Origin of the sequence: Zoogloea sp. (genome assembly GCF_044344315.1) — a bacterium.
Classification (GTDB): domain Bacteria; phylum Pseudomonadota; class Gammaproteobacteria; order Burkholderiales; family Rhodocyclaceae; genus Zoogloea.
In genome coordinates, this window is the sequence record NZ_JBIJDC010000005.1 from 19,238 (window position 1) to 40,904 (window position 21,667).

Annotated in this window: 12 protein-coding genes and 1 tRNA gene; 4 read left to right on the top strand and 9 right to left on the bottom strand. The window is 69.6% G+C overall.

What is annotated here, in order from left to right; all coding sequences use genetic code 11:
- Nucleotides 1–8: 8 nt before the first annotated feature.
- The gene (locus ACIQ09_RS02040; protein ID WP_398305348.1) at nucleotides 9–491 is read right to left on the bottom strand and encodes a hypothetical protein; all 483 of its coding nucleotides are present in this window, start codon (nucleotides 489–491) and stop codon (nucleotides 9–11) included.
- 149 nt (nucleotides 492–640) lie between these two features.
- On the opposite strand from ACIQ09_RS02040, the gene ACIQ09_RS02045 reads away from it, so the two are divergent.
- The 4 genes from ACIQ09_RS02045 to ACIQ09_RS02060 all read left to right on the top strand — a co-directional run bounded on the left by ACIQ09_RS02045 (nucleotide 641) and on the right by ACIQ09_RS02060 (nucleotide 3,929).
- Nucleotides 641–1,933 (top strand): extracellular solute-binding protein, encoded by a 1,293-nt coding sequence (locus ACIQ09_RS02045; RefSeq protein WP_398305351.1) that lies wholly within the window; start codon nucleotides 641–643, stop codon nucleotides 1,931–1,933.
- Between the two features lie 8 nt (nucleotides 1,934–1,941).
- Nucleotides 1,942–2,697, top strand: a complete 756-nt coding sequence (ugpQ, locus tag ACIQ09_RS02050; RefSeq protein ID WP_398305354.1) for a glycerophosphodiester phosphodiesterase — start codon at nucleotides 1,942–1,944, stop codon at nucleotides 2,695–2,697.
- Nucleotides 2,698–2,773: 76 nt separating this feature from the next.
- The gene (gene ispB, locus ACIQ09_RS02055; RefSeq protein WP_398305357.1) at nucleotides 2,774–3,742 is read left to right on the top strand and encodes an octaprenyl diphosphate synthase; all 969 of its coding nucleotides are present in this window, start codon (nucleotides 2,774–2,776) and stop codon (nucleotides 3,740–3,742) included.
- Between the two features lie 110 nt (nucleotides 3,743–3,852).
- Nucleotides 3,853–3,929: transfer RNA gene (locus tag ACIQ09_RS02060), tRNA-Pro, on the top strand.
- A 119-nt stretch (nucleotides 3,930–4,048) separates the two neighbouring features.
- On the opposite strand, the gene ACIQ09_RS02065 is transcribed toward ACIQ09_RS02060, so the two are convergent.
- From ACIQ09_RS02065 to ACIQ09_RS02100, 8 genes are read right to left on the bottom strand one after another with little or no spacing between them, the layout of a single operon-like run.
- On the bottom strand, nucleotides 4,049–4,669 hold the full coding sequence (locus ACIQ09_RS02065) for an SMI1/KNR4 family protein (RefSeq protein WP_398305360.1): 621 nt from the start codon (nucleotides 4,667–4,669) through the stop codon (nucleotides 4,049–4,051).
- Between the two features lie 13 nt (nucleotides 4,670–4,682).
- Nucleotides 4,683–8,201 (bottom strand): DUF4157 domain-containing protein, encoded by a 3,519-nt coding sequence (locus ACIQ09_RS02070; RefSeq protein ID WP_398305363.1) that lies wholly within the window; start codon nucleotides 8,199–8,201, stop codon nucleotides 4,683–4,685.
- A gap of 57 nt (nucleotides 8,202–8,258) precedes the next feature.
- Nucleotides 8,259–9,395, bottom strand: coding sequence for a DUF4157 domain-containing protein (locus ACIQ09_RS02075; protein ID WP_398305366.1), 1,137 nt, complete (start codon nucleotides 9,393–9,395; stop codon nucleotides 8,259–8,261).
- A gap of 45 nt (nucleotides 9,396–9,440) precedes the next feature.
- The gene (locus ACIQ09_RS02080; protein WP_398305369.1) at nucleotides 9,441–14,384 is read right to left on the bottom strand and encodes a polymorphic toxin type 4 domain-containing protein; all 4,944 of its coding nucleotides are present in this window, start codon (nucleotides 14,382–14,384) and stop codon (nucleotides 9,441–9,443) included.
- A 37-nt stretch (nucleotides 14,385–14,421) separates the two neighbouring features.
- Entirely contained in the window at nucleotides 14,422–15,318 is an 897-nt protein-coding gene (locus tag ACIQ09_RS02085; protein WP_398305372.1) for a hypothetical protein, read from the bottom strand.
- On the bottom strand, nucleotides 15,315–17,225 hold the full coding sequence (locus ACIQ09_RS02090) for an ATP-binding protein (RefSeq protein WP_398305375.1): 1,911 nt from the start codon (nucleotides 17,223–17,225) through the stop codon (nucleotides 15,315–15,317). Before ACIQ09_RS02090 ends, ACIQ09_RS02085 begins: the two co-directional genes overlap by 4 nt.
- A complete protein-coding gene (locus tag ACIQ09_RS02095) occupies nucleotides 17,222–18,808 on the bottom strand; it encodes a hypothetical protein (RefSeq protein WP_398305378.1) in 1,587 nt (528 codons plus the stop codon). The genes ACIQ09_RS02090 and ACIQ09_RS02095 overlap by 4 nt, the downstream gene beginning before the upstream one ends.
- A gap of 10 nt (nucleotides 18,809–18,818) precedes the next feature.
- Nucleotides 18,819–21,656 (bottom strand): hypothetical protein, encoded by a 2,838-nt coding sequence (locus ACIQ09_RS02100; protein WP_398305381.1) that lies wholly within the window; start codon nucleotides 21,654–21,656, stop codon nucleotides 18,819–18,821.
- Nucleotides 21,657–21,667 lie beyond the last annotated feature (11 nt).

Below are 21,667 nucleotides of genomic sequence, written 5' to 3' on the forward strand. Positions count from 1 at the left end.
GTTTCGGCTTATTCCCGGGGTTTACGCCGCTTGCGCGTTTCGGGTTCGGGCGCAGGATCGGCTTCCGCCTTGGCCGCGCTTTCGCTGTCGGCATGGTCGCCGCCATCGCCGTCCGCCGAGGCAGAGTGATCTTTTCCGGCATCGGTGTCGCCGTGATCTGCCGCTTTCTTCTTCTTTTTGGACGAGGGCGGGGCGGGCGGCGGGGGAGGCGGAAGCAGAGGTACGACTTCGGCGATCTTGTTCTCCACCATGTAGTCGTTCATTTCCTTCCAGCCCGCAAACACGGCCGCCTTCGACGCGGTCGTGTTGAGGGTGTAGCAGTCCTCGATGGCACGCCCGGCATGGCGACAGGCGCTGCCGATGGCCTTGCCGTCGGCTTCGGCCTGGGCACTGGCTTTGGCAGGGTCCGGAATCCCGAGCTGCTCGCAGCCCCCCGTGACGGCAGCACAGGTAGCCAGGGCCAGCATGAAGCGAAGAGACGGTTTTGTCATGGCGCAGGGGGCGATGTTGCTTTGAAGGGTCTACGGCCCCGAGGCTTCCGACTTGAATCCCGCTCCCGCAAACAGCCCTGCTGTTCGAGCCTCGTTCTCCTTATAATTATGGGCTGACCTACCTTCTTCCGTCCGTGGACAGGATCCCCATGAATATGCTCAATCGCGGCGCCCTGTGCGTTGCCATCGCCACCCTGTTTTCCGCCCATGCCGTGGCGGCGCCCAAGAAACCCGCTGCCAAGCCGGCTGCTGCCGCGGCAGCCCCGGTTGCCGTCAAGGACATCGAGTTGGTGCATACGCTCGGCGCCGACAAGGGGGCCCAGTTGCAGAAGCTGGTGGACCGCTATAACGCGGCTCATCCCCAGGCCAAGGTTGTGCTGCACGACCGCGCCTGGAACGAGGGCAGCCTCCCGCACCTGATGATCCTGGGTGAGCGTGATCTGACCAGCTTCCTCGCCGGCCCGCAGCGCTACCGTCCGCTGCACCAGGTCATGAAGGATTCCGGTGAGCGCTTCGAAACCCTGCGCGCCCCGGCCATGATGACGCCGACCCCGATCGACAGCGCCAACCGTCTGGTCGCCCTGCCGGTAGGTTTGTCTACCCCGGTGATGTTCTACAACAAGCAGGCATTCCGCGAAGCCGGCCTCGACCCCGAAACCGCACCCAAGACCTGGCAGGGCCTGCAGGCTGACCTCGGCAAGCTGGTGGCAGCCGGCCAGGCCTGCCCCTATACCACTGCCCAGCCGGCGTGGATTCTTGTTGAGAACATGAGTGCCTGGCACAACGAGCCGGTGGTCACCGAAGGCAAGAAGGCCTCCCTCGCCATCAACGGCATGCTCGAAGTCAAGCATGTGGCCATGCTGTCCTCGTGGGTCAAGGCCCGCTACCTCCACCTCTTTGGCCGCGAGGATGAGGCCACCGAGCGCTTCGCCAAGGGGGAGTGTGCCGTGCTGACGGCGCCGTCCGGTGCCTGGCCCACGCTCAAGCGTCAGGCGTCCTTCGATGTCGGTGTGGCCAGCCTGCCTTACCACGAGGACTACTACGGTGCGCCCCAGAACACCCTCGCCGATGGCCCGGCCATGTGGATCGGTGCGGGCAAGAGCCCTGCCGAGTACAAGGCCGTGGCGCGTTTCATCAACTTCTGGCTGACAGCCGAGAGCCAGGTGGAGTGGCAGCGTAATGCGGGCTACCTACCCCTCAACCGTGCGGGTCTGCTGGCCTCCGAGAGCCGCCTGCTGGCGGCCGATCTGCTCAACATCCATGTCGGTGTCCAGCAACTCACCCACAAGAAGGTCACGGCGATCAGCAAGGCCAGCGCCTATCCCCAGCGCGCTGCCGTGCGCAAGATCATCGAGGAGGAGCTCGAGTCGGTCTGGGAAGACCGCAAGCCTTCCAAGCTGGCCCTCGACACCGCAGTGGCCCGCTCCCGTCAGCTGGACTGATCCCGTCGATGTCCGGGTGGCTCTGGCCGCTGCTGCTGGCCCATCGCTGCGGTGGCGCCCATGCTCCCGAGAACACCCTGGCCGGGCTGCTTGTTGCCGCCCGGTTGGGGTGTCGGGCGGTCGAGTTCGACGTGATGCTGTCCCGGGACAAGGTCCCGGTATTGATTCACGATGAGACCCTGATGCGTACCGCCGGGGTTCCCGGAGCGGTTCCCGACCTGAGCGCCGTGCAGTTGCAGGCCACGGACGTGGGGCAGCATTTTCATCCGGCCTTTGGCGGCGAGATGATCCCCACCCTGGAAGCCGCCCTCGCTGCCTGCCGCCAGCTGGGATTAGCCGCCAATGTTGAGATCAAGCCCGCAGTTGGTCTTGAGGCCGAAACAGGTTCAGTCGTCGGTGCGCAGATCCAGGCCATGCCGGCGGACGAGTGCCCCGCAGTGTTGCTGTCCTCCTTCTGTGCCGAGGCCTTGCAAGCTGCGGCGCAGCGGGCGCCGGGCCTGCCCCGGGCCCTGCTTGTCGAAGGGTATTCTCCGGAAAGCCTGGTGTTTGCCCGCCAGCTCGGCTGCGTGTCACTCAATATGGGCTTGTCGGGGCTTGAGGCGGTGCATGTGAAAGCAGTCCTTTCCGCCGGGCTGCGGGTGATGGTCTATACCGTCAATACACAGGAAGCAGCCAGGCGCCTTGTTGACTGGGGCGTCTGTGGTCTTTTTTCCGATCGGCCTGATTTGTTGCGGGCCCTCGATACCGAAGTCGGATTTCGCTGAATTGCATTGATCCCGGCGGCTTGACGGGATCGCAGTCGGCCCCTACCATCGCGTTTTTTCTAGTCTGGGCATTGCCTTGTCTCTCTCGCAGCTTTACGCGCCGATCGCCGAAGACATGACGGCGCTCGATGCCGTCATCCGGGATCGTCTCTACTCCGACGTGGTTCTCATCCGCCAGGTGGCCGAGTACATCATCGGCAGCGGCGGCAAGCGCCTGCGTCCCGCCATGGTGCTGTTCACTGCCGGTGCCGCCGGCTACAGGGGCAGCTATCACCGCGAGCTGGCGGCGGTGGTGGAATTCATCCATACCGCAACCCTCCTGCACGATGACGTCGTCGACGAATCCGAATTGCGGCGCGGGAACAAGACGGCCAACGCCATGTTCGGCAATGCCGCCTCGGTTCTGGTGGGCGACTTCCTCTATTCGCGTGCCTTCCAGATGATGGTCGGCGCCGACAACATGAAGGTGATGCGCGTCCTTGCCGATGCCACCAACGTGATTGCCGAAGGCGAAGTCCTGCAGCTGCTCAACTGTCACAACGCGGATGTCGAGGTCGATGACTACCTGCGCGTGATCCGCTACAAGACGGCCAAGCTCTTTGAAGCGGCGGCCCGGCTTGGCGGCATCCTGGGTGGCGTAGGGGAGGAGATGGAAGACAAGCTGGCGGCCTTCGGCATGCATATCGGCACCGCCTTCCAGCTGATCGATGACGTCCTCGATTATTCGGGCGACGAAGCCGATACCGGCAAGCACATCGGCGACGATCTGGCCGAGGGCAAGCCGACCCTGCCGCTGATCCATGCCATGAAGCACGGCAGCCCCGAACACGCGGCTTGTGTGCGTAGTGCCATCGAAAATGGCGGTCGCGACGATTTTCCGGCTGTTCTGGAGGCAATTCGTGCCACCGGCGCCATCGAAGCGACCCGAAAAGTGGCTGAAGCCGAGGCAGAACTCGCTTTGAACGCGCTGGAAGCGCTTCCTGCTTCCATTTTCAAGGAATCCTTGATAGAATTGTCAAAGTTCGCAGTCGCACGGAAGTATTGAAGTCCGACGTGATTCAAAAAAGCTTTACAAAACGTCGGTTCTACAATATAATGTGCGGCTGTTTAGTTTTGAAGGTTAGCAAAACATCGCTGACCTGGTAGCGAAAGCGTCGGGGAATAGCTCAGCCTGGTAGAGCACTGCGTTCGGGACGCAGGGGCCGGAGGTTCGAATCCTCTTTCCCCGACCACCAATACCCGCCACACCGGTATCCCGAAACCGGCAGGCAAGAAAATGGAGCAAGTCCTCGCGACTTTGCTCCATTTTTCTTTTGCGCGGCCGCCATGTGGTCTTCGACCGCATGGCACGTCAGTTCTTCGCCATCCGCATCCCCCCAAACAGCGCCTCATACGATTCCGCCACCGGGTACAGGTTGCCATGCCCCGTTGGGTTGGCCACTTGCCCGGGGTGGCGTTCTTCCCACATCAGCACCAGTTGGTCGATGTCGTGTTCTCCCACCGGAACACCGTCGGCAAGCAGATCCGCAACCATACGGTCGACGGCGGTGTCGTCGAGTTCCAGGTGTTCGTGGTCCCAGGCGTAAATCGCGCCGTCCTCTGGTGCCATCAGCAGCAGGCTCCCGCCTGCGTCGGTGGCGATGGGGAGGGCGGCGAGGGGCAGGCGGCCGTCGTAGGTGTCGTCGCGCAGGGCCAGGGCGTCCCAGTCTTCGGGGGCGCCGACAGCGTAGAGGATGTCCACAATGAAAACCGGCCCCAGGGGGCAACCGGCGGGCAACCCGATGCTGACCCGCTGCTCGAAAGCACCGGCACCGTGCTCCGCAGAAAAGGTGATGAAGGCCTCGGGCAGCGTGACGCCGGCCTGGGCGGCCTGCTGGCGCAGGGCGTCCGGTGTCGGGCGCGGTGCCCGGGGGGCGAGGGGATAGAAGCCGAAACGGGTGATGGCAGCTTCGACGGCGGCGTTGCCGGGCATGGACTGTCTCCTGTCAGGGGCCACCGGCCCGGGCGGCCGAGGCGCCGCCGGTGTGGGGCACGTTGGCGTGCAGTTTGGTGGGCACGAGCATCATCTGGTTGCCGCCCTGGTGATGATGCCACGTGAAGCCTTCTGCACGGCGGAAGCGTTCGGTGGCAGCGGCAACGGGCTGCCCGTTCGTCATGAAGTCGGCCTTGGTGTAGCCCGCCGGGGGCTTGCGGGTGCCGTTGGCGATGCCCTCGGCAAACTTGATGTCGGCTTCGGCGAAGTCGCCGGCATGGCCCGTCTGGCCGATGTTCACCTGGCCGATGGAGTACTCCCGGAAATCCGGGTAGCCATTGCTGAAGCGCACCCCCTTGTTGCCGACGATGGCCTTGACCTTGGGGTTGGTGGATTTCCAGATGGAGTTGCCCGGGGCGCCGCTCCAGCTGCCCCGGCTGCGGGGCAAGCGCGGGCTGGCGAAGATCGACGGCACCTCGGCGGCGTCGAACCACGCAGGCAGGCGCGACGCCGGGTTGGCCACCGATTGGTCCAGTTCGGCGAGCTTGATGGAGAGGTTCTCCATTTGCGCAAAGGCGTCGTCCATGGTCTCGGTGTCGCCCACCTGCTGGGCGCGGGCCAGGATGCGTTCCTGGGCGTCCAGCTCCACTTCGAGCACGCCGCGCACGGCTTGCAGCTTTTCCGGGAGGCTCTTGCTGGCCCAAATGCCCTTGGTGAGCCCAGACACCGCCTCGATGCGCTTGGCCATCTCGGGGCTTTCCGCCGCCTGGGCGATGTGCATGGCTTCTTCATGGAGGGCGAAAATGTTGCCATTGCGGCGGAACAGGATGCGGGTGGGCACCAGCTGACCGGCGGCGTTGCGGGTGAACTCGGTAGCCGCTTGGGAGGGTGATTTCGGCCCGTACAGGCGGGCCCAGTCTTCCTCGCTGAGCACTTCAATGGCGAGGTTGCCGTAGCGCTTGGCCAGGGGTTCCGGCAGTTTGGCCAGCACCAGGCTGCGCAGGGCGCCTTTGTCAGGGTTGGGCATGCCGCGCCAGTTTGTGCGCAGGGCGCCTTCCATCACCTCTTCCGTCACGCCGGCCTGGTGCGCGATGCGTCCCACCAGGTTGGCTTCGCGCTCGGTGGCGGCCAGGAGCTTGGCGCCGGTGCGGGCCAGCCCGATCACCGACAGGAAGCTCAGGGCCGAACCCACCAGTGCCCAGTTGCGGGCGCTCTTGGCCTGGTCCTTGCTGGCGAGCTGGAAACCGCCTTCCAGGTCCAGCTCGGACATGGCCGACACCATCTGGGCGTGCTTGATCTGCTGGCCGGCCTGGGCCAGCCCGAGGGCAGTGCCGGCGCCGTGGAGCATCAGGCCGGGCCAGGTGAGGCCGCCGGTGAAGAAGCCCGCCACCAGCAGGGCCAGGTCGAGCCCGAGCAGGCCGATGGTGCCGGCCACCGAGGCAATGGTGTTGAAGACCAGCTCGGCCTTGATGCGCAGGCGGTCCGTTTCGGAGAAGTGGGCCAGCACTGCGTCGTGGAGCACGTCGAGGCCGAGCACGAAATCCGGGTCATCAAAGAGGGCGAGGCGCACCTTGTTGATGTTGGCCTTGCGGTCACGGGCTTCATTGACCGCGGCCATGGCTGCATCGCCACTCCGCTTGTCGGCCAGCGTGTCCTCGATCTGGTCTTCCTCGACCGGGTCCTGGTCGTCCGGTTTGCGGCTGCTCTTGACCATCAGCGCGGCGGCCGGGCTGCGCTCGTTGATGGTGCCGATTTCCGAGAGCAGCGCATCGCGGCGGTCTATCTGTTCTTCGCTCGCCTCGCCGTCGCCGATCTCCACGGCCAGGCCTGCCACCTGAACGGTCAGCTCCCGCAGGCGGGCGGTGTCCTTCTGCAACGCGGCGCCGGCCGCCGGATCGATGCCGAAGTCGGGCATCATCTGATTCTCGATGCCCTGCAGGTTGGCTTCCGCCTGCTTCAGGTTCACCAGCGCCAGGTTGCGCACCATGCTGCGGAACATCACCGAAGGGCTCAGCCCCAGGGCGTCAGCCTTGCCCGAGGCCAGCATCTCGGTGTCGGTGTCGAGATAGGCTTCCGGGTTGTTGAGCTGGTCGCCGCCCTTGAAACGCCCCCCATCCTCGCCCTTCAGGGGCAGGCCACTGGTGGTGGTGAGGGCCACCACCGCCCCGCCCAGGGGCCCGGCCGGCACCACGCGGGAGTAAGCATCCAGCTCCTTGCCCCAGAACACGTTCGACTGGTCGAAATCTTCCGACAAGCTGTAGGCGTAATAACGCTCCTTCACCTTCACCACGGCCGACATGCGGCCGGCGTAGCGGGCCATGGCCAGCATCTCGTCGGCCTTGTCGCTGCCTTCCGGCGGGTCGAGCACGCTCTCCAGGGCGATCTCGTCATCGAAGAACACGTCGTCCCGCCTGGCCACCACGCTGCCCAGCACGTCGGCACCGTCCTCGATCCAGCCCTCCTTGCGCTCCTTCTCCTCGTCGGCCTCCAGCTTGGCGGCGTCGGCGTTTTCGGCCACCCGTTCGATCAGGGTGTCCACATCCTCCGACAGCAGCGCCTGGAAGAGCCCGAGGTCGAAATTGTCGTACTTGGAATACTGCTGGCCCAGCCAGTCGTAGTTCAGGTCGAACCAGCCGCGGACGTTGTCGCCGATCAGAAAATTGGTGCCACCGTAGGCGTCGATGACCGTGTGGGCCGCTTCGTCTTCAGCGTCGTAGCGGTCACGCAGCGCCGTCAGCCGCGTCATCAGCATTTCGGATTTCTGCACCAGCGGCAGCACCTGGCCGTCGGCGGCCAGAAGGCGTTCGTAGCCGGCCTCGCCGTAAAGGGCGACGGCCCGCTTCTTCATCTCTTCGTATGACAGGGGGTAGCGGGCCTGCCAGGCCTTCAGCCCGCCAACGCTGGCGGCGCCATTGATGAAGTTGCTCTCCGGCAACAGCTGCATCTTCTCGAGCTGCCGCTCGTCGTCGCTGGCGTCCTGCACCGGGTCGGGCGGGGTGCTCGGTTTGCGGCGCAGGGTGCCGCCCGGGCCGTCCTGCACCACGTGGGCCACCTCGTGGGCGAGCAGGCGCTGACCGTCCCGGGTGTCGGGGCGGTACTCGCCAGCACCGAAGACGATGTCGTGACCCAGGGCAAAGGCACGGGCGCCCATGCTGTGCGCCGCGCGGGCGGCGGCGGTGCCCGTGTGCACCCGCAGTGCCGCCAGGTCGGTACCGAGGCGGTGTTCGAAGCGTCGCCGGGCGGCATCCGGGAGTGGTGTGGCGGGTGCCGAGAGGGCCTGGCCGACCGCTGGCGACATGGCGCTGCCGGCGGGTTCTCCGCCGAGCGCCTTGCGGCGCAGGGTGGCGGCACCGGTGGCGCAGGCCGGGCAGGGGGCGTCACCGGCGGCGCAGGCACTGCAGGCGAGTGGCTGGGCGCCCGGCGTGGCGATCAGAAACTCGGCCAGATGGTCGGCCTCGGCCTCCGCCGGGTCGTGGGTGGCACCGACCTTTACCGGCTTGTCGGCGTGGGTGAGGTCGGCTTTGACGGGCATGGCGGGCGTTGACGCGCGACCAGGGTGGGGGCGGGTGGGCTGCGGGTGTCCATGGCCTCACTTCCCCTTTGTGTCTCCCCCCAGCGCCGAACGGATCGGTGCGGGGATAAAGGGCGCCTTGAGCAGATCCACGGTGACGAACACGCCGGTGCCGGCCGGCGTTGCGGCGCTGCCCGCCGGGGCCGGCACCGACTTCATGACGGTCGCCGTCTGGCCATCGGGGCCGCTGACCAGCGGCTTCCATTCGGGCGCTGCGCCGCTGCCCAGTTTCAGCGACACGCCGGGCATCACCCCCCATACGGCGCTGGCGGTGCTCAGGCTCACGGCCCCGGACGGATCGACGCTCCAGCCCAGGTCCAGGCTGAGGGTCATGGGGGGCATCCATGAGACCTTCTGATGGGCCAGACCCAGCAGATCGTCCCCCGAGAAGCTGGCCTTGAACAGGGTGGGGCTGGCCGGGGTTGCGGGCAGCACATAGCTGAAGCCGGTGAGTGTGGAATAGGGGATCAGCCCCAGGGGCGCCACCAGGTTCACGTCCGACAGCAGTTTGCGTCCGGCGGGGTCGGCCAGGCCGGCGCCCAGGGCCAGGCCATAGGTGCCGGCTCCGAAGCCGGCCACCCCCACCTTCTCGGCGGTGCCCAGGGGGTTCCACTGGCGCAGGGCGTAGTTCTTGGCCGGGTCGAGCAGGGCGCTCTTCACCCCTTCGTTCTCCTTGGCCTGTTCCACGACGGTCTTCACGCCCTCGCTCAGGGCGTCGGCGGCCTTGTCGGCGTCTTCCGGTTTGGCGGCGTCCTCCAGTTGCACGGCCGGCTGCCGGCTGCGGCCCTGCTCCAGCACATGGGCCAGCTCGTGGCCCAGCAGGCGCCGCCCCTCCACCGTGCCGGGCTGCCAGCGCCCGGGGGCAAAGCCGATGTCGCGGCCGGCGGCAAAGGCGTTGGCACGCAGGCTGGTCGCAGCTTCGGCATCCGGATGGATGCGCACCCCGGCAAGGTCGGCGCCGAGGCGGCTCTCGAAATAGCGGCGCTCGGTGGCGGGCAGGGGCTGGCCGGCGCCCAGGCCCAGGCTGGATGGGGCGGCATCCCGGGCCACGCGGCTGCTGCGGGCCGGGCGCTCGCCCCGGGCAACCCGGTCGGCCCGCTGTTCGGCGGGGCGGTCGCGGGTGACGGGGGGATGGCGGATCGGTGTGCGGGCCATGATGATTTCACCAGGCGGGTTGATTGGGGGCGGTCATCGCAGGGCCTATTCGAAAGCGCGCCAGACGGCGATGACCGGGACGCCATCGGCGCGGGTTCTGACTGTCAGGCGCTGGAACTCCGCGTCATTGGCATCCCGGCGGCGGATGATCCATGAGGTGCCGTCCGAGCTGCGCTGGCGGATGTAGTCGGCGGGCAGGGCCGCGGTGGCGACGGGCTGATCAATGAGGTGCTGGACACTGGGCCAGTTGCGGGCCTCGACAACCGGGGCGCTGCCGGCGCCGCCCGAGTGCATCGCAAAGCGCGAGCGCAGGCGCTGGGGAACATCCACCATGTCTGCGAACTGGGCCAGGTCCGGATCTTCGGTGATGTTGGCGAGGCCATGGTTGACCTGGAAGGGCGCTTCACGGCCCACCGTGATCTGGTATTCGAACAGAAACTCCGGGCTGCCGGCGCCGCGCTTGACCTCCACCCGGTAGCGGATCTCGGCCAGCCGCTGGGTGCCCGGGTGGGGCTTGGTCAGGGTGGACACGTGGAAGCTCTCGCCGGGGCGTGCGCTGTTGTGCAGGCCCCGCAGCATCTCTTCGACGCCGTTGTTCTGGATGATCTGATTGACCTCCCGGGGCGCGTAGAAGATGGCAAAGGGGCTCTCGAAGCCCGTGCCCTGGCCCAGGGTGTGGGCGCGCTCCATGCTGGCCACCTCGGGGCGGCCGTGCTCGGAGGCGCTGGGCATCTCAAGCTCGGTCTGGCGCCTGCCCGTGGACGGCCCCAGCACCGTGTCGTGGCGATAGATGTCACCCTCCCGCCAGACCCGGTTCCCGCCGGGGAATTCATACACCACGCCGTCGGGGATGGGCGCTATGGAACCATCCGCGTTGCGGGGTAGCTGCGAGATGTCATTGAAGCGTCGCCTCCTGAACGTGATGGGGGGTTCGGATGTCACCCGCACCGGTGGGCGGAGGGAGGTGTCGCCCGAGTTGCGTCCGCCATACCCGGCAATGACCCCCTCCGGAACGCCAAATCCACCCAGACGGCCTTGCAGCGCTTCCGCATCGCTGCGCAGGGTGGCGATCTCGCGGTCGAGGCGGTGGGCGGTGTCGCTCCCGGGGGTCAGACCCGACAGGGCCTGCTCCCGGGCCTCGATCATGTGTGCGTGCTTCTGCAGTTCAAGGATGACCTCTTCCTCGTTGGACAGCGTGCCGCCCCGTGCCCAGGCCCGCACCCGTTCCAGCATGCCGCGCAGGTTGGCGGTGTCTTCGCCCCAGCGGCGCAGGGCGTCGGCCGTGGCCTGGTGGATGGTGACGTCGCCCAGCCGGGTGCCGCGGCCCACCCACAGCTCCAGCTTTTTCACGCCGTCCAGGCCCACGGCGTAGCGCACCTGGGCGGCACCCGCGGGCAGATCCGACGTCACCATCACGTTGCCGACGCGCAGCCGTTCGGCCAGGGCCGGGTCGTCGATGGAGATGCCCATTTCGGCGGAGGCCTTTTCCACCAGCTTGCGCCGCGCCCGGAAGGCATCGAGCAGTTCGCCGGCCTTGCCCTCGGGCACCACGTTCATCTGCCGGAGCAGGGCCACGGCTGACTCGTCGTCACCGGCCAGGGCCAGACGGCGGGCGCGGAAGAGGGCTTCCAGCTGGGGCTCGGACAGGCCGGCGAGGTGGTCGGCCTTGCCGATCGAGATGTGGTCGAAGGCGCTCAGGACTTCGCTCACCGCCTGCGGGCCATGGCTGCCGGCCACGCGCCGCCATGCTGCGCCCAGGCCCGTCGTGGCCAGGCCGCCGACCAGACCGGCACCGGCACCCATCGCCGCACCCCTGGCCAAAGCGGCGAGCAGGGCGGCCAGGGCGGAGGCGACGCCCCGGTCCCAGGTGGCTTCGTCGATGGCCGTCTGGAAGAGCTCGCCCGCCGCGCCACCAATGGCCCCGTCGATGACGGCCTCCGCCACGGCGGCCCCGGCGCCGCCCGTGGCGGTGCGCACGGCCTGGCCGCCGGCCATGCGTGCTGCCTGCCCCGCCGCGCGGCCGGCGGTGGCGCCATGCACGGCCTTTGCCGCCAACGCCGAGCCCACCACCGAAACAGCCCCTTCCACCGCCCCGGTCGCCACGTCGGTCAGCACTTCACCTGAGGTGGAATTGCCGCGGATGGCGGCACCGGTGAGCCCCGCCGTGGCCCCGCCGACAAAGGCCGCGAGGGCGCCCACGGCCACCGGCCCGAGGCTGCCACCGCTGGCGGCGGAGACCACCACGGTGGCGGCCACCGCCGCCACCAGTTGCGCGGCCGTGGAAGCAAACGCCCGGTTGGCCGGCGCAAAGGCATCCAGCGCCGCCATCGTCCGGTAGTAGAAGTCGGCGAGCTGGGCCAGTTCGGGGCGGCCGATGCCGCGCAGGCGCACCTGATCGTAGTAGACGCGGAAACGGGCGGCGTTCTCGTCCACCGTCGGGCCGGCCCAGCTCACGACGTCGGTGGTGGCCTTGGAGCCCTGGGTGCGCACGGCCGCGAGGCGGGCCTCCAGCCGGTAGTGCATGAAGTCGGCCTCGACCGCCGGGTCCTGGCCGGGCTGGGTGCCCTGCAGGTCCGGTTCGCCGAAGGCCACGTTCTCGAAGGCTTCACGCAGTGCCGGGTCCTTGTCGCCGATCTGCTCGGCGGCCTGGCGCGCGCCATCGTACTTGGCGGCAAGGGCGCGATCCTCGGCCGAGACCGGCAGGCTCGGGTTCTCCGTCAGCCGGCGCCGGATCACCATGCCACGGCGAAGCTCGGCCTGGGCTGCCGGCGTGTTGATGACGCTCTCGATATAGGCCCGGGGGTTGTCGATCAGCGCTGTGTTTGCACTGCCGCGGACCTTGATGGCGTCTTCCCGGAGCAGCGTTGCGCCATCGCCGGCGAGCCCCCGCCGCAGGCGCGTGGCCAGGACGCGTTCCCGCGCGAGGCCGGCTTCCAGGCGCTGGAGCAGGGCATACAGCGGTGGGGGCGGCTTCGCCGCCTTTTGCTCCGGGTCGGGCTGAAACTTCATCAGTTCCACCAGGGCCTGGCAGCGAGCGGGGGTCTTGCGGGACAGGATGATCCACGCCTTGACCGGATCGTCCGGATCCCACGCCCGTTCAACATCGTAGGCGTCCAGCATGGCCTGTTGCCGGCGCAGGAAGTCGGTATTGGCGAGCTGCGGGTTGCCCTCGTAAAGGGCGGCCAGCAGCAGGTTCATGCGGGCCGTGTCCGGGTTGATGCCCATCACCTGAGTCAGCTTGGGTTGATACCAGGGCGACTCGGTGATGGCGAGGCGGCGCGCGGCCGGCACCTTGCGGATGAAGGCCAGAAGCTCGTCGAAGTTGCCCACCTTGTTGATGGTGAACTGGGCCGCCAGCTCTTCGGGTGCGCCAAGGGCCTTGAGGGTTTCGCCCCCCGTCTGATGGGAGGCGAAGTAGAGGGACTGAACCAGGGTGCCTTCGTGGAAGCGCCGTTCAAGGCTCTCCAGCTCGGCGGTGAGGCGGTTGCGCTCTTCGCTGGACGTGGGCGGCAGGGCGGCGAGGCGGGCACGGGCTGTTGCAATCATGTCGCCGGCCCGCCCCGCAGCATGCTGGAGCATTGCCGGCGAGATGTCTCCGCTGCCTTCGCCCGCGGCGCGCAGGGCCTGTGCCAGGGCGGCGGCATCGTCGGGTTCGCTGGCGATGGCCCGGACCCGGCCAATGGCCGCGCCCAGCCGCGGCCAGCTACCGCCGTCCAGGCGCGGGCGCAGTGCGGCCCGTTGGGCGGCGTTCAGATCGGCGATGGCGAGGAAGGCATCCCGGGCGCGCCCCGCGCCTTCGGCGGCGACGATGCGGGTATGGGCATAGGCCACCCGCTGCTTCGATACGGCGTCTTCCCGCGCGGGGCTGCCCGGTGGCGGTGGGGGCCGGCTGGCGCGGGCGCGCTCTGCCTTGCCCAGGAGAATCTGGGTGGCCCGATATTGGCCGTCGGCGTCGAGCGCGTGGCTCAGGGCATCCTGCACCTCGGCCCAACTGGCACGGGCGGAGGGCGCCGGCCCCGCTGCTCCGGGCGCCACGCCGGGGGCGGCGACGCCCTGGGCGTCCTCGATCATGCGCAATGCGTCGTCTTCCGGCCAGCGCTCCAGGGTTTCGAAAACCCCTGCCTGATCGTCGATCAGGATACCGGTGCGGGTCTGGATGTTCTCGGCCAGGGTGAGCTGGGCGCCCAGGTAGGCGCGGGCTTCGCCCCAGGTGGTGTCGTCGAGGCACTTCTTCAGATCGCCAAAGAAGTTGGCGCCGTAGTCAGTGCGCAGGCGGGCCATGTCGGCCGGGGCGGCGTTCTCCCGGAGAATGGCAAGCACGCGGACGCTGGGGGGGCCATCCGTGGCCGGCGTTCTGATCGCCGTGCGCAGGGCCTCGGCCCCCCGGGGAGAGGTGGGTGCGTCGTAAAGCCAGGCATCCGGTGCGCGCCCCTTGAGTTGCAGTGGCGTGCCGCCGGATGCGCTGCGGGCGGCCCGGCGGGCCTCCGCTTCCAGGCTGTCGCGGCTGTCGCCGGGGCCTTCGGCGCCCCGTCGGGCCTGCACGGTGTGGGCCAGCTCGTGGGCCAGCAGGTCGAGGGGGGGCGCCTGGTCGGCGAACTCCACGCGGTTTCCCCGGGCCGCCGCGTGGGCGTCGCGCCGTCCGCCCGGGGCGGGGACGCCAAAGGCCAGGTCGAGGCCGGTGATGGGTTCGCCAAACAGTCGTTCAAGGGCAGGGCGCTGGGGGAGCGCCTGGCCCCTGTCCGTCTGGTTCAAGCGGGGGGCTGCCCCGAGCCGGCGCTGCAGGTAGTCGGTCTGGTCTCCCCCCCGTGGTGGTTGGGGAGGCGGTGCCGCGGCACCACTGGCGGGGGTCGGGCCCGCACCCGAACCCGCGGATGCCCTGGCGGGCTCCGCGGCGGCAGGCGACTTGGCCGAGTGGGCCGATTCGGCCACGGGCGACGGGCCGGTCGAGCGGGCCGGCCTGGACTCGGCAAGAGGCGTGCTGCGGCTCATGGTGGGGCCACCGGGGCCTGGCGGACGGGCCCGCGGACTACGGCCCCGGCGGGGCCGGCGGCGGGTTGAGCACGGCGTCCATGGCAGCGCTGGCGACCGCGTCCCGGGTGGTGAGTCTGGCCGTCATCTCGGCCCGCTTGCGGGCCAGGGTGAGCTGGCCCTGGATGACGGCCAGCTGGGCAGCGAGCAGGTCGGCGGCCGCCGACAACTGGGCGTCGCGGGCGGTGTTCCAGTCGGTCTGCAGCTTGGTCGCTGCGGCGGCAGCGGTGGCCGCGGTGAGGCGGGTGCGGGCGGCCTGGTAGTCCACGTAGGCGAGCACGGCGGCGGGCTTGTTGCCGGCGGCGGCCAGGGTGGCGGCCGCTTCGCGCTGCACCAGAGCTGTGCTCAGATCGTCGGCGATGATGGCCGGGGCGCTCTCGGCGGCGGTGAGGGCGACTTCGGCCGCGGCCTCGGCGTCCTCGTAGTCCTGCAGCTTGGTCTCGAGGGTGACCAGCGCCGCGGCGAGGTCGTTGAGGGCCGTGTCGTCGAGGGCGGCGATGCTGGTGTCCACGGTACTCGCGGCGCTCTTGAAGGCGGCGTCGTCGAGCTTGCTGGCCGGTGTGACGCCGGCGGCGGCGGCCACGGCGGTGCGCAGGGCGGTGGCCGAGGCGTCGGCCAGGGGTGGGCTGGCGCCTTCGCTGCGTGCGGCTTCGGCATCGGCGAGGGCCGCGGCGCGGGCGGCCAGGGCGGCAGCCAGGGTGTCGTTGCGCGCCAGAACCTGGGTGCGCAGGCCGTCGGCGTGGTTGGTGGCGGCCTCGATGGCGGCTACGGCGTCCCAGGCGGCGTCGGCAGACTGGGTCTGCGAGGCGCCATTGGCGGCGGCGCTGGCGGCTTCGGCCTGCCAGGTGGTGAGCTTGGTCCTGGCCTGGCTCAGGATGGTGGCGATGTCGGTCATGGATAGGCTCCCTGCCGGCGTGGGAAAGGCCGGCCCAGTTTGCAGAACTCTTCGGCCACGGCGGCATCGATCATGCCCTCCGTGACCACGGTGCCGCCGTCGGCGGCCATGAAGGCTGCCGAGAGGGCAGCGTTGCGGATCTCGCCGCCGGTGAGCTCGAAACGCTCGGCCAGCTGCTCGATGGAAATCATGGGTGCCAGGTGCGCCGCGGGGAGCTGTCCGCGCCAGATGGCGCCGCGCTCGGCCACGCCCGGGCGGGGAAAGTGCACCACCTGGTCGAAGCGTCGCATGAAGGCGTCGTCCACCCCCTGCATCAGGTTGGTGGCCAGCAGGGCGCAGCCTTCGAAGGACTCCAGGCGCTGCAGGAGGTAGTTCACCTCGATGTTGGCGTAGCGGTCGTGGGCGTCCTGCACGTTGGTGCGCTTGCCGAACAGGGCGTCGGCCTCGTCGAAGAACAGGAGGGCGGCGTAGCCCTCGGCGGCGGCGAAGAGTTCGGAGAGGTTCTTCTCGGTTTCGCCGATGTACTTGGACACCACCAGGGACAGGTCCACCGACAGCATGGGCAGGTGCAGGCGCGTGGCCATGGCCTCGGCGGCGAGGGTCTTGCCCGTGCCGGATTCGCCATACAGCAGGCCGATCACCGAGCGGCCGCGCCCGCCGGTGCTCATGCGCCAGCGTAGCTGCACGCTGACGCGGCGGCGCACCCGACGGATCAGGTCTTCCAGGCGGTCGCCGGTCTGGGGCGGCAGCACCAGCCGGGTCCACGGCACGGCGGGGGTCGAGCGGGTGGCCAGGCGCAGGGCGCGGGGCGGGGTCAGGCGCGACAGCTCGTCGAGGATCTCGGGCAGGCTGGCGTCGGGGGGCAGGGCCGCGGCGACCAGGGCCGGGGTGTCGTCGTCGATCCAGTTGCGCCCGGCGAGCTCGTCGGCGTCGGCCTGGCTGCAAGCCAGGGTCTGCTGCCAGGCGTCGGCCAGCTCAATGGGGTCGCTGTTGCCGACTTCGAGGCGTCGCAGGTGAGCGCCGGGGCCGTGCAGGGAAAAGCTGGGCGGTGCGATGACCATGGCCGGCGGCACCGGGCCGGAGGCATTGAGCTGCCCGGCCCCGGTGCGCAGGGCGACCCGGGCGCCGGTGGCCAGGTGCAGTAGGTGGGCCTCGGCCCAGGGCGGCGGCGCGCTGTCGTCGGGGGCGTCGAGGACCAGGGCCGGTGCCGGGGCCGCGGCGACGGCCAGCACTTCCTCGGCGCGGTCCGCCTGTCCCGAGAGGTGCAGGCACACGCCCGGTATGTCGATGATCAGTCCGGCGGCGCGGCGGATGCTCGCCGCCGGGCGGGCCGGGGGCACGAGCTGGCGCACCTGCCAGCCGGCGCCGGCCTCGGCCGGGGCCAGGCCATCGAGGCCGGCCAGCAGGGTCTCGGTGGGGTCGAGGCGGCGTTCCAGCAGGGGGCGCCGACTCTCTTCGGAGCGGATCAGCCCGGTGTGCCAAAGGGGCGAGGCGCGCAAGGCGCTGCGCACTGCCTGTGGCTCGGCCAGATCGCCGAACAGCAGTTTGAGGGCCAGACCGACGGTGACGCGCCGCGGCCCGCCGGTGAGGGTGGCGATGGTGCCGGCGGCGTCCTCATCAAAGCACGGCAGCGCGGCCAGGGCGAGCAGGTCCAGGTCGAAGCCGGACAGCCGGCAGCCGCTGGCAATGCGCGCCAGAGGCTCGGCGTCGGGCCGGGTTTCGAGGGCGGCGAACAGGGTGTCGGCGCTGCCGGCGATGGCTTCTGCGAGGTGCTGGGGCGTGTCGGTGGCCAGGTGGGGCGCGGCCAGGCGCAGCAGGCCCGGGTCGTCCGGCCGGCGCAGCAGCAGGCGGCCTGCGGCCAGGGCCAGCCACAGGTCGAGCAGGGCACTGCCGCGGGGGCCGGTCATGACGGGTCTCCGAAGCGCAGGCGCACTGTCCGGCCTAGCCAGGGCAGCCAGCCCGGGTCCTGGTCCCAGCCGGCGCGGCGCAGGGCCAGGTCGATGGCGGCGAGGGGCCAGGTCAGCTCGGCGTCCCAGGGGGTGACGCTGAGCAGGCCGGGGCGCAGCAACAGGCGGGCCAGGCGGGTGTCCGCACCGGTCGGGAAGGCCGGCGGCAGCGGGCCGAACACCTGGCGCAGGGCGCCCGACGCCGCGGTGATGTCGGCGGGGATGGCCGCCACCAGAGCGTCCAGCAACGCGTCGGCGGTGGCCGGGTTGCTCACGGGGATCAGGGCGATGCGCTCACGCCAGTCGCATTCGGGGGCAAACACGGCGAGCAGCGGGCGTTCCCGTTCTTCGGCCACGGCCCGTTCGCCGGGTGGCAGGGGGGCGAAGGCCCGGCGCAGGGCACACAGGGCCAGGTCGCCCAGGGCGGTGCCAAGCGCTTCGGGGGCGGGCAGCAGGTCGAGGCGCAGCAGTGGGCGCAGCAACAGCAGCAGGCCACCGGCGTTGATCGGGTGCAGGGTGGCGGTGGCAGCTTGCGGGCTGGATGGCGCCGCGGTGGGCTGACCTGCATCGACCAGGGTGGGTTGAATGGATGGCGCACTGGCCGGCGGGCTGTCTGTCGTAGCGCCCTGCGTCAGCAGACGTGCCAGCGCCGCCGCCGGCAGGCCGCTGGCAGAAGGTGCCTCGGCCAGCAGCAGGGCGGCGAGCCAGGGGGCGCTCAGGGCCGCGTTGCCCGTGGCCGCGCTGAGGCGCCGGTGATGTTGGGCGAGACGTGCCAAGGCCGCCTGTAGGTGGGCAGGAATGCCGTCGCTCAGCGCGGTAAAGCTCAGGGTGTTGCCGCCGGTCAGCCCTGTGGGGAGGGGGGCAGGGTGGGAGGCAAGGGGGGCCACCGGCTTGAGCAGCGCGCGCTCTGCGTCCGGGCGGGCCAGCTGCCGGAGCAGCGCGCGGGTGAAGGCGGCGGCTTCGTCGGGGGCGAGCAGGGTGGCAACGCGGGCATCGGCGCGGGCCATTCCGGCCAGGGTGCTCACCGTGCGGGCAGGGTCGCGCGCGAGCCAGCGCTGCAGGATGGCGAGGGGAGCGAGGGGGTCGAGGGAGGCGAAGGATCTGGCGCTGTCCTCGTCCCCGGCCAGATCGGGGGCCCACCAGGCGTCGGCCATCCCGGCGAGGCGGCGCTCCAGGTGGCGCTGCTCGGCGGCCCAGGCGTCGGCAAACCAGGCGGCGGGGGCGTCGTCGTCCACATCGCCGGGGGCGGTGGCGGCCAGCAGGCGGGCCAGGCCAGCCTCGAAGGCGGCGGCCCAGCCGGTGGCGAGATCCGCGCTGGCCACATCGGCGGCCACCTTGAGGTGCAGGTCAAGGCGCTGTACGGCAACCACTGCGCTGGCGGGCAGCCGGGCGCGGGCCAGGGCCCGGGCACCGGTACCCTCCATGGCCCGGGCCAGTTGTCGGTCGGCCAGCTGGCGCACCTGCCCGGCGAGCGCCTGGGCGTACTCTGCATCCGCGCTGCGGATGCGGGTGGACAGCTGGCCGATGTCGACGAAGTCGTTCATGGCGGTGGCTTCAGGTGCGCTTCACCAGTTTGAGGAAGCCGGCCTGCCCGCCGGTGATGCGCAGGAGGGTCGCGGTCTGGTCCAGGATCGGGCGATTGGTGCTGCTGATCGCGGTTTCGGTCTTCAGCGTTTCCACCACCGTCTCGGCGGGTTTGCCGGCCTGGATGCCAGCCTCCACCTTCACCGCCAGCTCGCTCGGCACGCCTTTGGCGAGGGCTTCGGCCCCGGCGATGGCGGCGGCCCGGTCGGCCTGGTAGTTTTTGCGGAACTCGGCATAGCCTTCGGCGCCGAGCAGCTTCTCGGCTTCTTCCGGCGTGCTGGCCAGCACCTCCTTTACGGTCAGCCGGCTGTCGCTGTCTTTTACGTACTCGGCCATCTTGCGGTTTTCCAGGCTGGATTTGAGGTCGGCATAGAGGGGCCGGGCCTCGTCGGCCTCGAACACGGCGGGGCCGTCCTTGACCAGATCGTCGGCCAGGCTGCGGGTGGGCTCGGCGCTGCGGGCCACCGACAGTTTGTTGACAACCGCCAGGGTGTGCTGGGGCTGCACCGCGGCCAGCACCTGGACGAGCTGGTAGTCCGGGTACTCGGCGGCGTAGCTGTCGGCCACCTGGCCGAGGGCGACCCGCTTGCGTTCGGCGGGGTCGGTGATGGTGTTGGCGAGGGACGACTCGGTGCTCTGCACCTTGTCCAGGAAGGCCTGATTGCGGGTGGTCACGGCGATGCCGGAACCGCTCAGGTCGGCCGCCCGTGCGATGCTGGTCTGCACATCGGGCTCGGCCATGATGGCTTCCACCATGGCGCGTTTTTCGGCCGGCTGGCGCAGGTATTGGGCGCGTACCTGCTCGGTGGACACGCTGGTCTGGGCGTTGCCGGTGCTGCCAGTGTTGCCTGTCTTGCTGAGGCTCTGGATCTCGCGCATGAAGTTGAGCAGGAACTGGAGGATTTCGAGCAGGTAGAACAGCAGGTCGAGCAGCACCAGGCGTTGCTTGACGTACACCACGAAATGGCGCGGCAGCATGTCCAGCCCGAGGCGCGCCACCAGGCCGGCCAGGGCTTCGGCGGTGTCGTTGACGGTGCCCAGCTGGCCGAGGGGGTTGGCTGCGGTGAGCAAGGGGTTCACACCCCAGGACTGGGCCTGGTTGAGGGCATCCTCCTGCAGGCGGCCGACCAGGGGGTGTTCCCGGGTGAGCCCTTGCAGGGGCACCACCAGCTTGACGATCTCGGTGCGCCGATTGACCAGCTCATCCATGCCCAGCACATCGAACAGGTTGGCCAGCACCCCCAGGAAGCCGGGCAGGGCCACCGCATTGGTGGTCTGCACCGTGCCGGCCTGATACAGCGATGCCTTGTAGTGGCCGGGCGCCGGGGCACCCGCCACCGCCGTGGCCGCGTCCGGGTTGTTGCGGGGCGGGCGCAGGCTGAGCTGGATCGGGTCCTTGTCGAAAACGTTGTTGAGATCCTCAAGGATGTCGTCGTCGTGCAGGGCCACCACCCCGTAGGTGATCACGCGGGTGCCTTGGAAGTAGTCCTCCGCCTGCCCGAGAGCGTTGCGCACCAGGGGCGAGACCAGCCACTGGGCGCCCTGGGTGTTGCCCAGCAGCTTGTCGAAGAGGGGGATGCCCATGGGGCGCTTTTCGTCGCCCGGGCCGGGCTTGACGGGCAGGAAGCCGATTGGCGGGATGTGCCGGAAGCCGCGGGCGAACAGGTTGGTGTTGTCCGCATTGGAGGGGCGCATGACCAGGCTTTCGGCCAGCATGCACTGGAACTGGTGGATGCGCGCCCAGGCGGCGGCCCGGGGCGGGGCACCGAAGCGGGTGCGGTGCCAGTCTTCGGCCGGGGTGCCGCAGATGGTGCGGCGGGGAATCCACTGGTCCATGAACAGGGCGCTGCCGTCCTCGCCCAGGTAAACCATGGCCAGGGCGATGGCGGCGGCGTCGTGGCGGCCTGGGCCGGTGTCGGCGCAGAAGGGGCCGTGGGTGGCAAAGTCCGGATCCCAGCGCTTCCACAGGGCGTGCTCGAAGACGTCGAAGAAATAGGCCGACAGGGTGCCGCGCAGATCCCAGGCGGACTGCAGATCCTGGCGGAAGGGCAGCTCCACCGGGAAGCGCACCAGCGACAGACCGAAGCCGCCGCGCCAGGTGTCGGCGCGGCAGTTGGCCGAGGCCGCGCCACCGCAGATCTCACCCATCACCTTGGCGCCACCCTCTTCGGTCTCGCCGGGCTGGATGATCAGCAGGAAGGGGCCCGAGGGCAGGGCCGCGCCGCCGCCGGTGGGGCCGGCCGGATCGTTCACCAGGCACACGCAGGGCATGAAATCCACGCCGCCGCCCACCACCTTTTGGGGCGTCTTGCGATAGGCGCCGATGAGCTGGTCGATGCTGAAGGTGAAGGGCGTGGACACCAGGATGGGACGGCCGATGTGGTCGAAGGCGAGGCCCCGGCGCAGGGTGATGCTGCGGCTGGAGGGCAGGCCGCCAAAGCGGCCTTCGGTGTCGATGGAGGTGCTGTTGAGACCGTCGGCGGACAGCCCCAGGCCCCAGGCGATGCCGGGCATTTGGGCATGGGCGGCGAGGCGCGCGCGGGTGTCGAAGTACACGTCCTGGCGCGACAGGGCCTCGGCGGTGAGGTAGCGGCCGTTGAACCAGTTGGTGCGGCGCAGGTTGTTGCTGCCGCGCACGTCGCCGCTCGGGCCACCGGCAAAGCCGGGCTCGGCACCGGCCCCGGCATAGCCCTTCAGAAAATCGGCGATGGACACTTCGTCGGCGGCGCTCAGGGCTTCGTTGCGGGCGACCTTGGCGATCATCGTCAGCAGGCCGGCGTCCATGTTCTTCCACTTGTTCGTGCTCATGTCGGCCTCCG

Coding starts and splice junctions, on each gene's coding strand:
- ACIQ09_RS02065 (WP_398305360.1), bottom strand. CDS start 4,669: ATGCCCGGCAACGCCGCCGTCGAAGCTGCCATCACCCGTTTCGGCTTC.
- ACIQ09_RS02040 (WP_398305348.1), bottom strand. CDS start 491: ATGACAAAACCGTCTCTTCGCTTCATGCTGGCCCTGGCTACCTGTGCT.
- ACIQ09_RS02095 (WP_398305378.1), bottom strand. CDS start 18,808: ATGAACGACTTCGTCGACATCGGCCAGCTGTCCACCCGCATCCGCAGC.
- ACIQ09_RS02090 (WP_398305375.1), bottom strand. CDS start 17,225: ATGACCGGCCCCCGCGGCAGTGCCCTGCTCGACCTGTGGCTGGCCCTG.
- ACIQ09_RS02080 (WP_398305369.1), bottom strand. CDS start 14,384: ATGAGCCGCAGCACGCCTCTTGCCGAGTCCAGGCCGGCCCGCTCGACC.
- ACIQ09_RS02070 (WP_398305363.1), bottom strand. CDS start 8,201: ATGCCCGTCAAAGCCGACCTCACCCACGCCGACAAGCCGGTAAAGGTC.
- ACIQ09_RS02075 (WP_398305366.1), bottom strand. CDS start 9,395: ATGGCCCGCACACCGATCCGCCATCCCCCCGTCACCCGCGACCGCCCC.
- ACIQ09_RS02100 (WP_398305381.1), bottom strand. CDS start 21,656: ATGAGCACGAACAAGTGGAAGAACATGGACGCCGGCCTGCTGACGATG.
- ACIQ09_RS02045 (WP_398305351.1), top strand. CDS start 641: ATGAATATGCTCAATCGCGGCGCCCTGTGCGTTGCCATCGCCACCCTG.
- ugpQ (WP_398305354.1), top strand. CDS start 1,942: ATGTCCGGGTGGCTCTGGCCGCTGCTGCTGGCCCATCGCTGCGGTGGC.
- ACIQ09_RS02085 (WP_398305372.1), bottom strand. CDS start 15,318: ATGACCGACATCGCCACCATCCTGAGCCAGGCCAGGACCAAGCTCACC.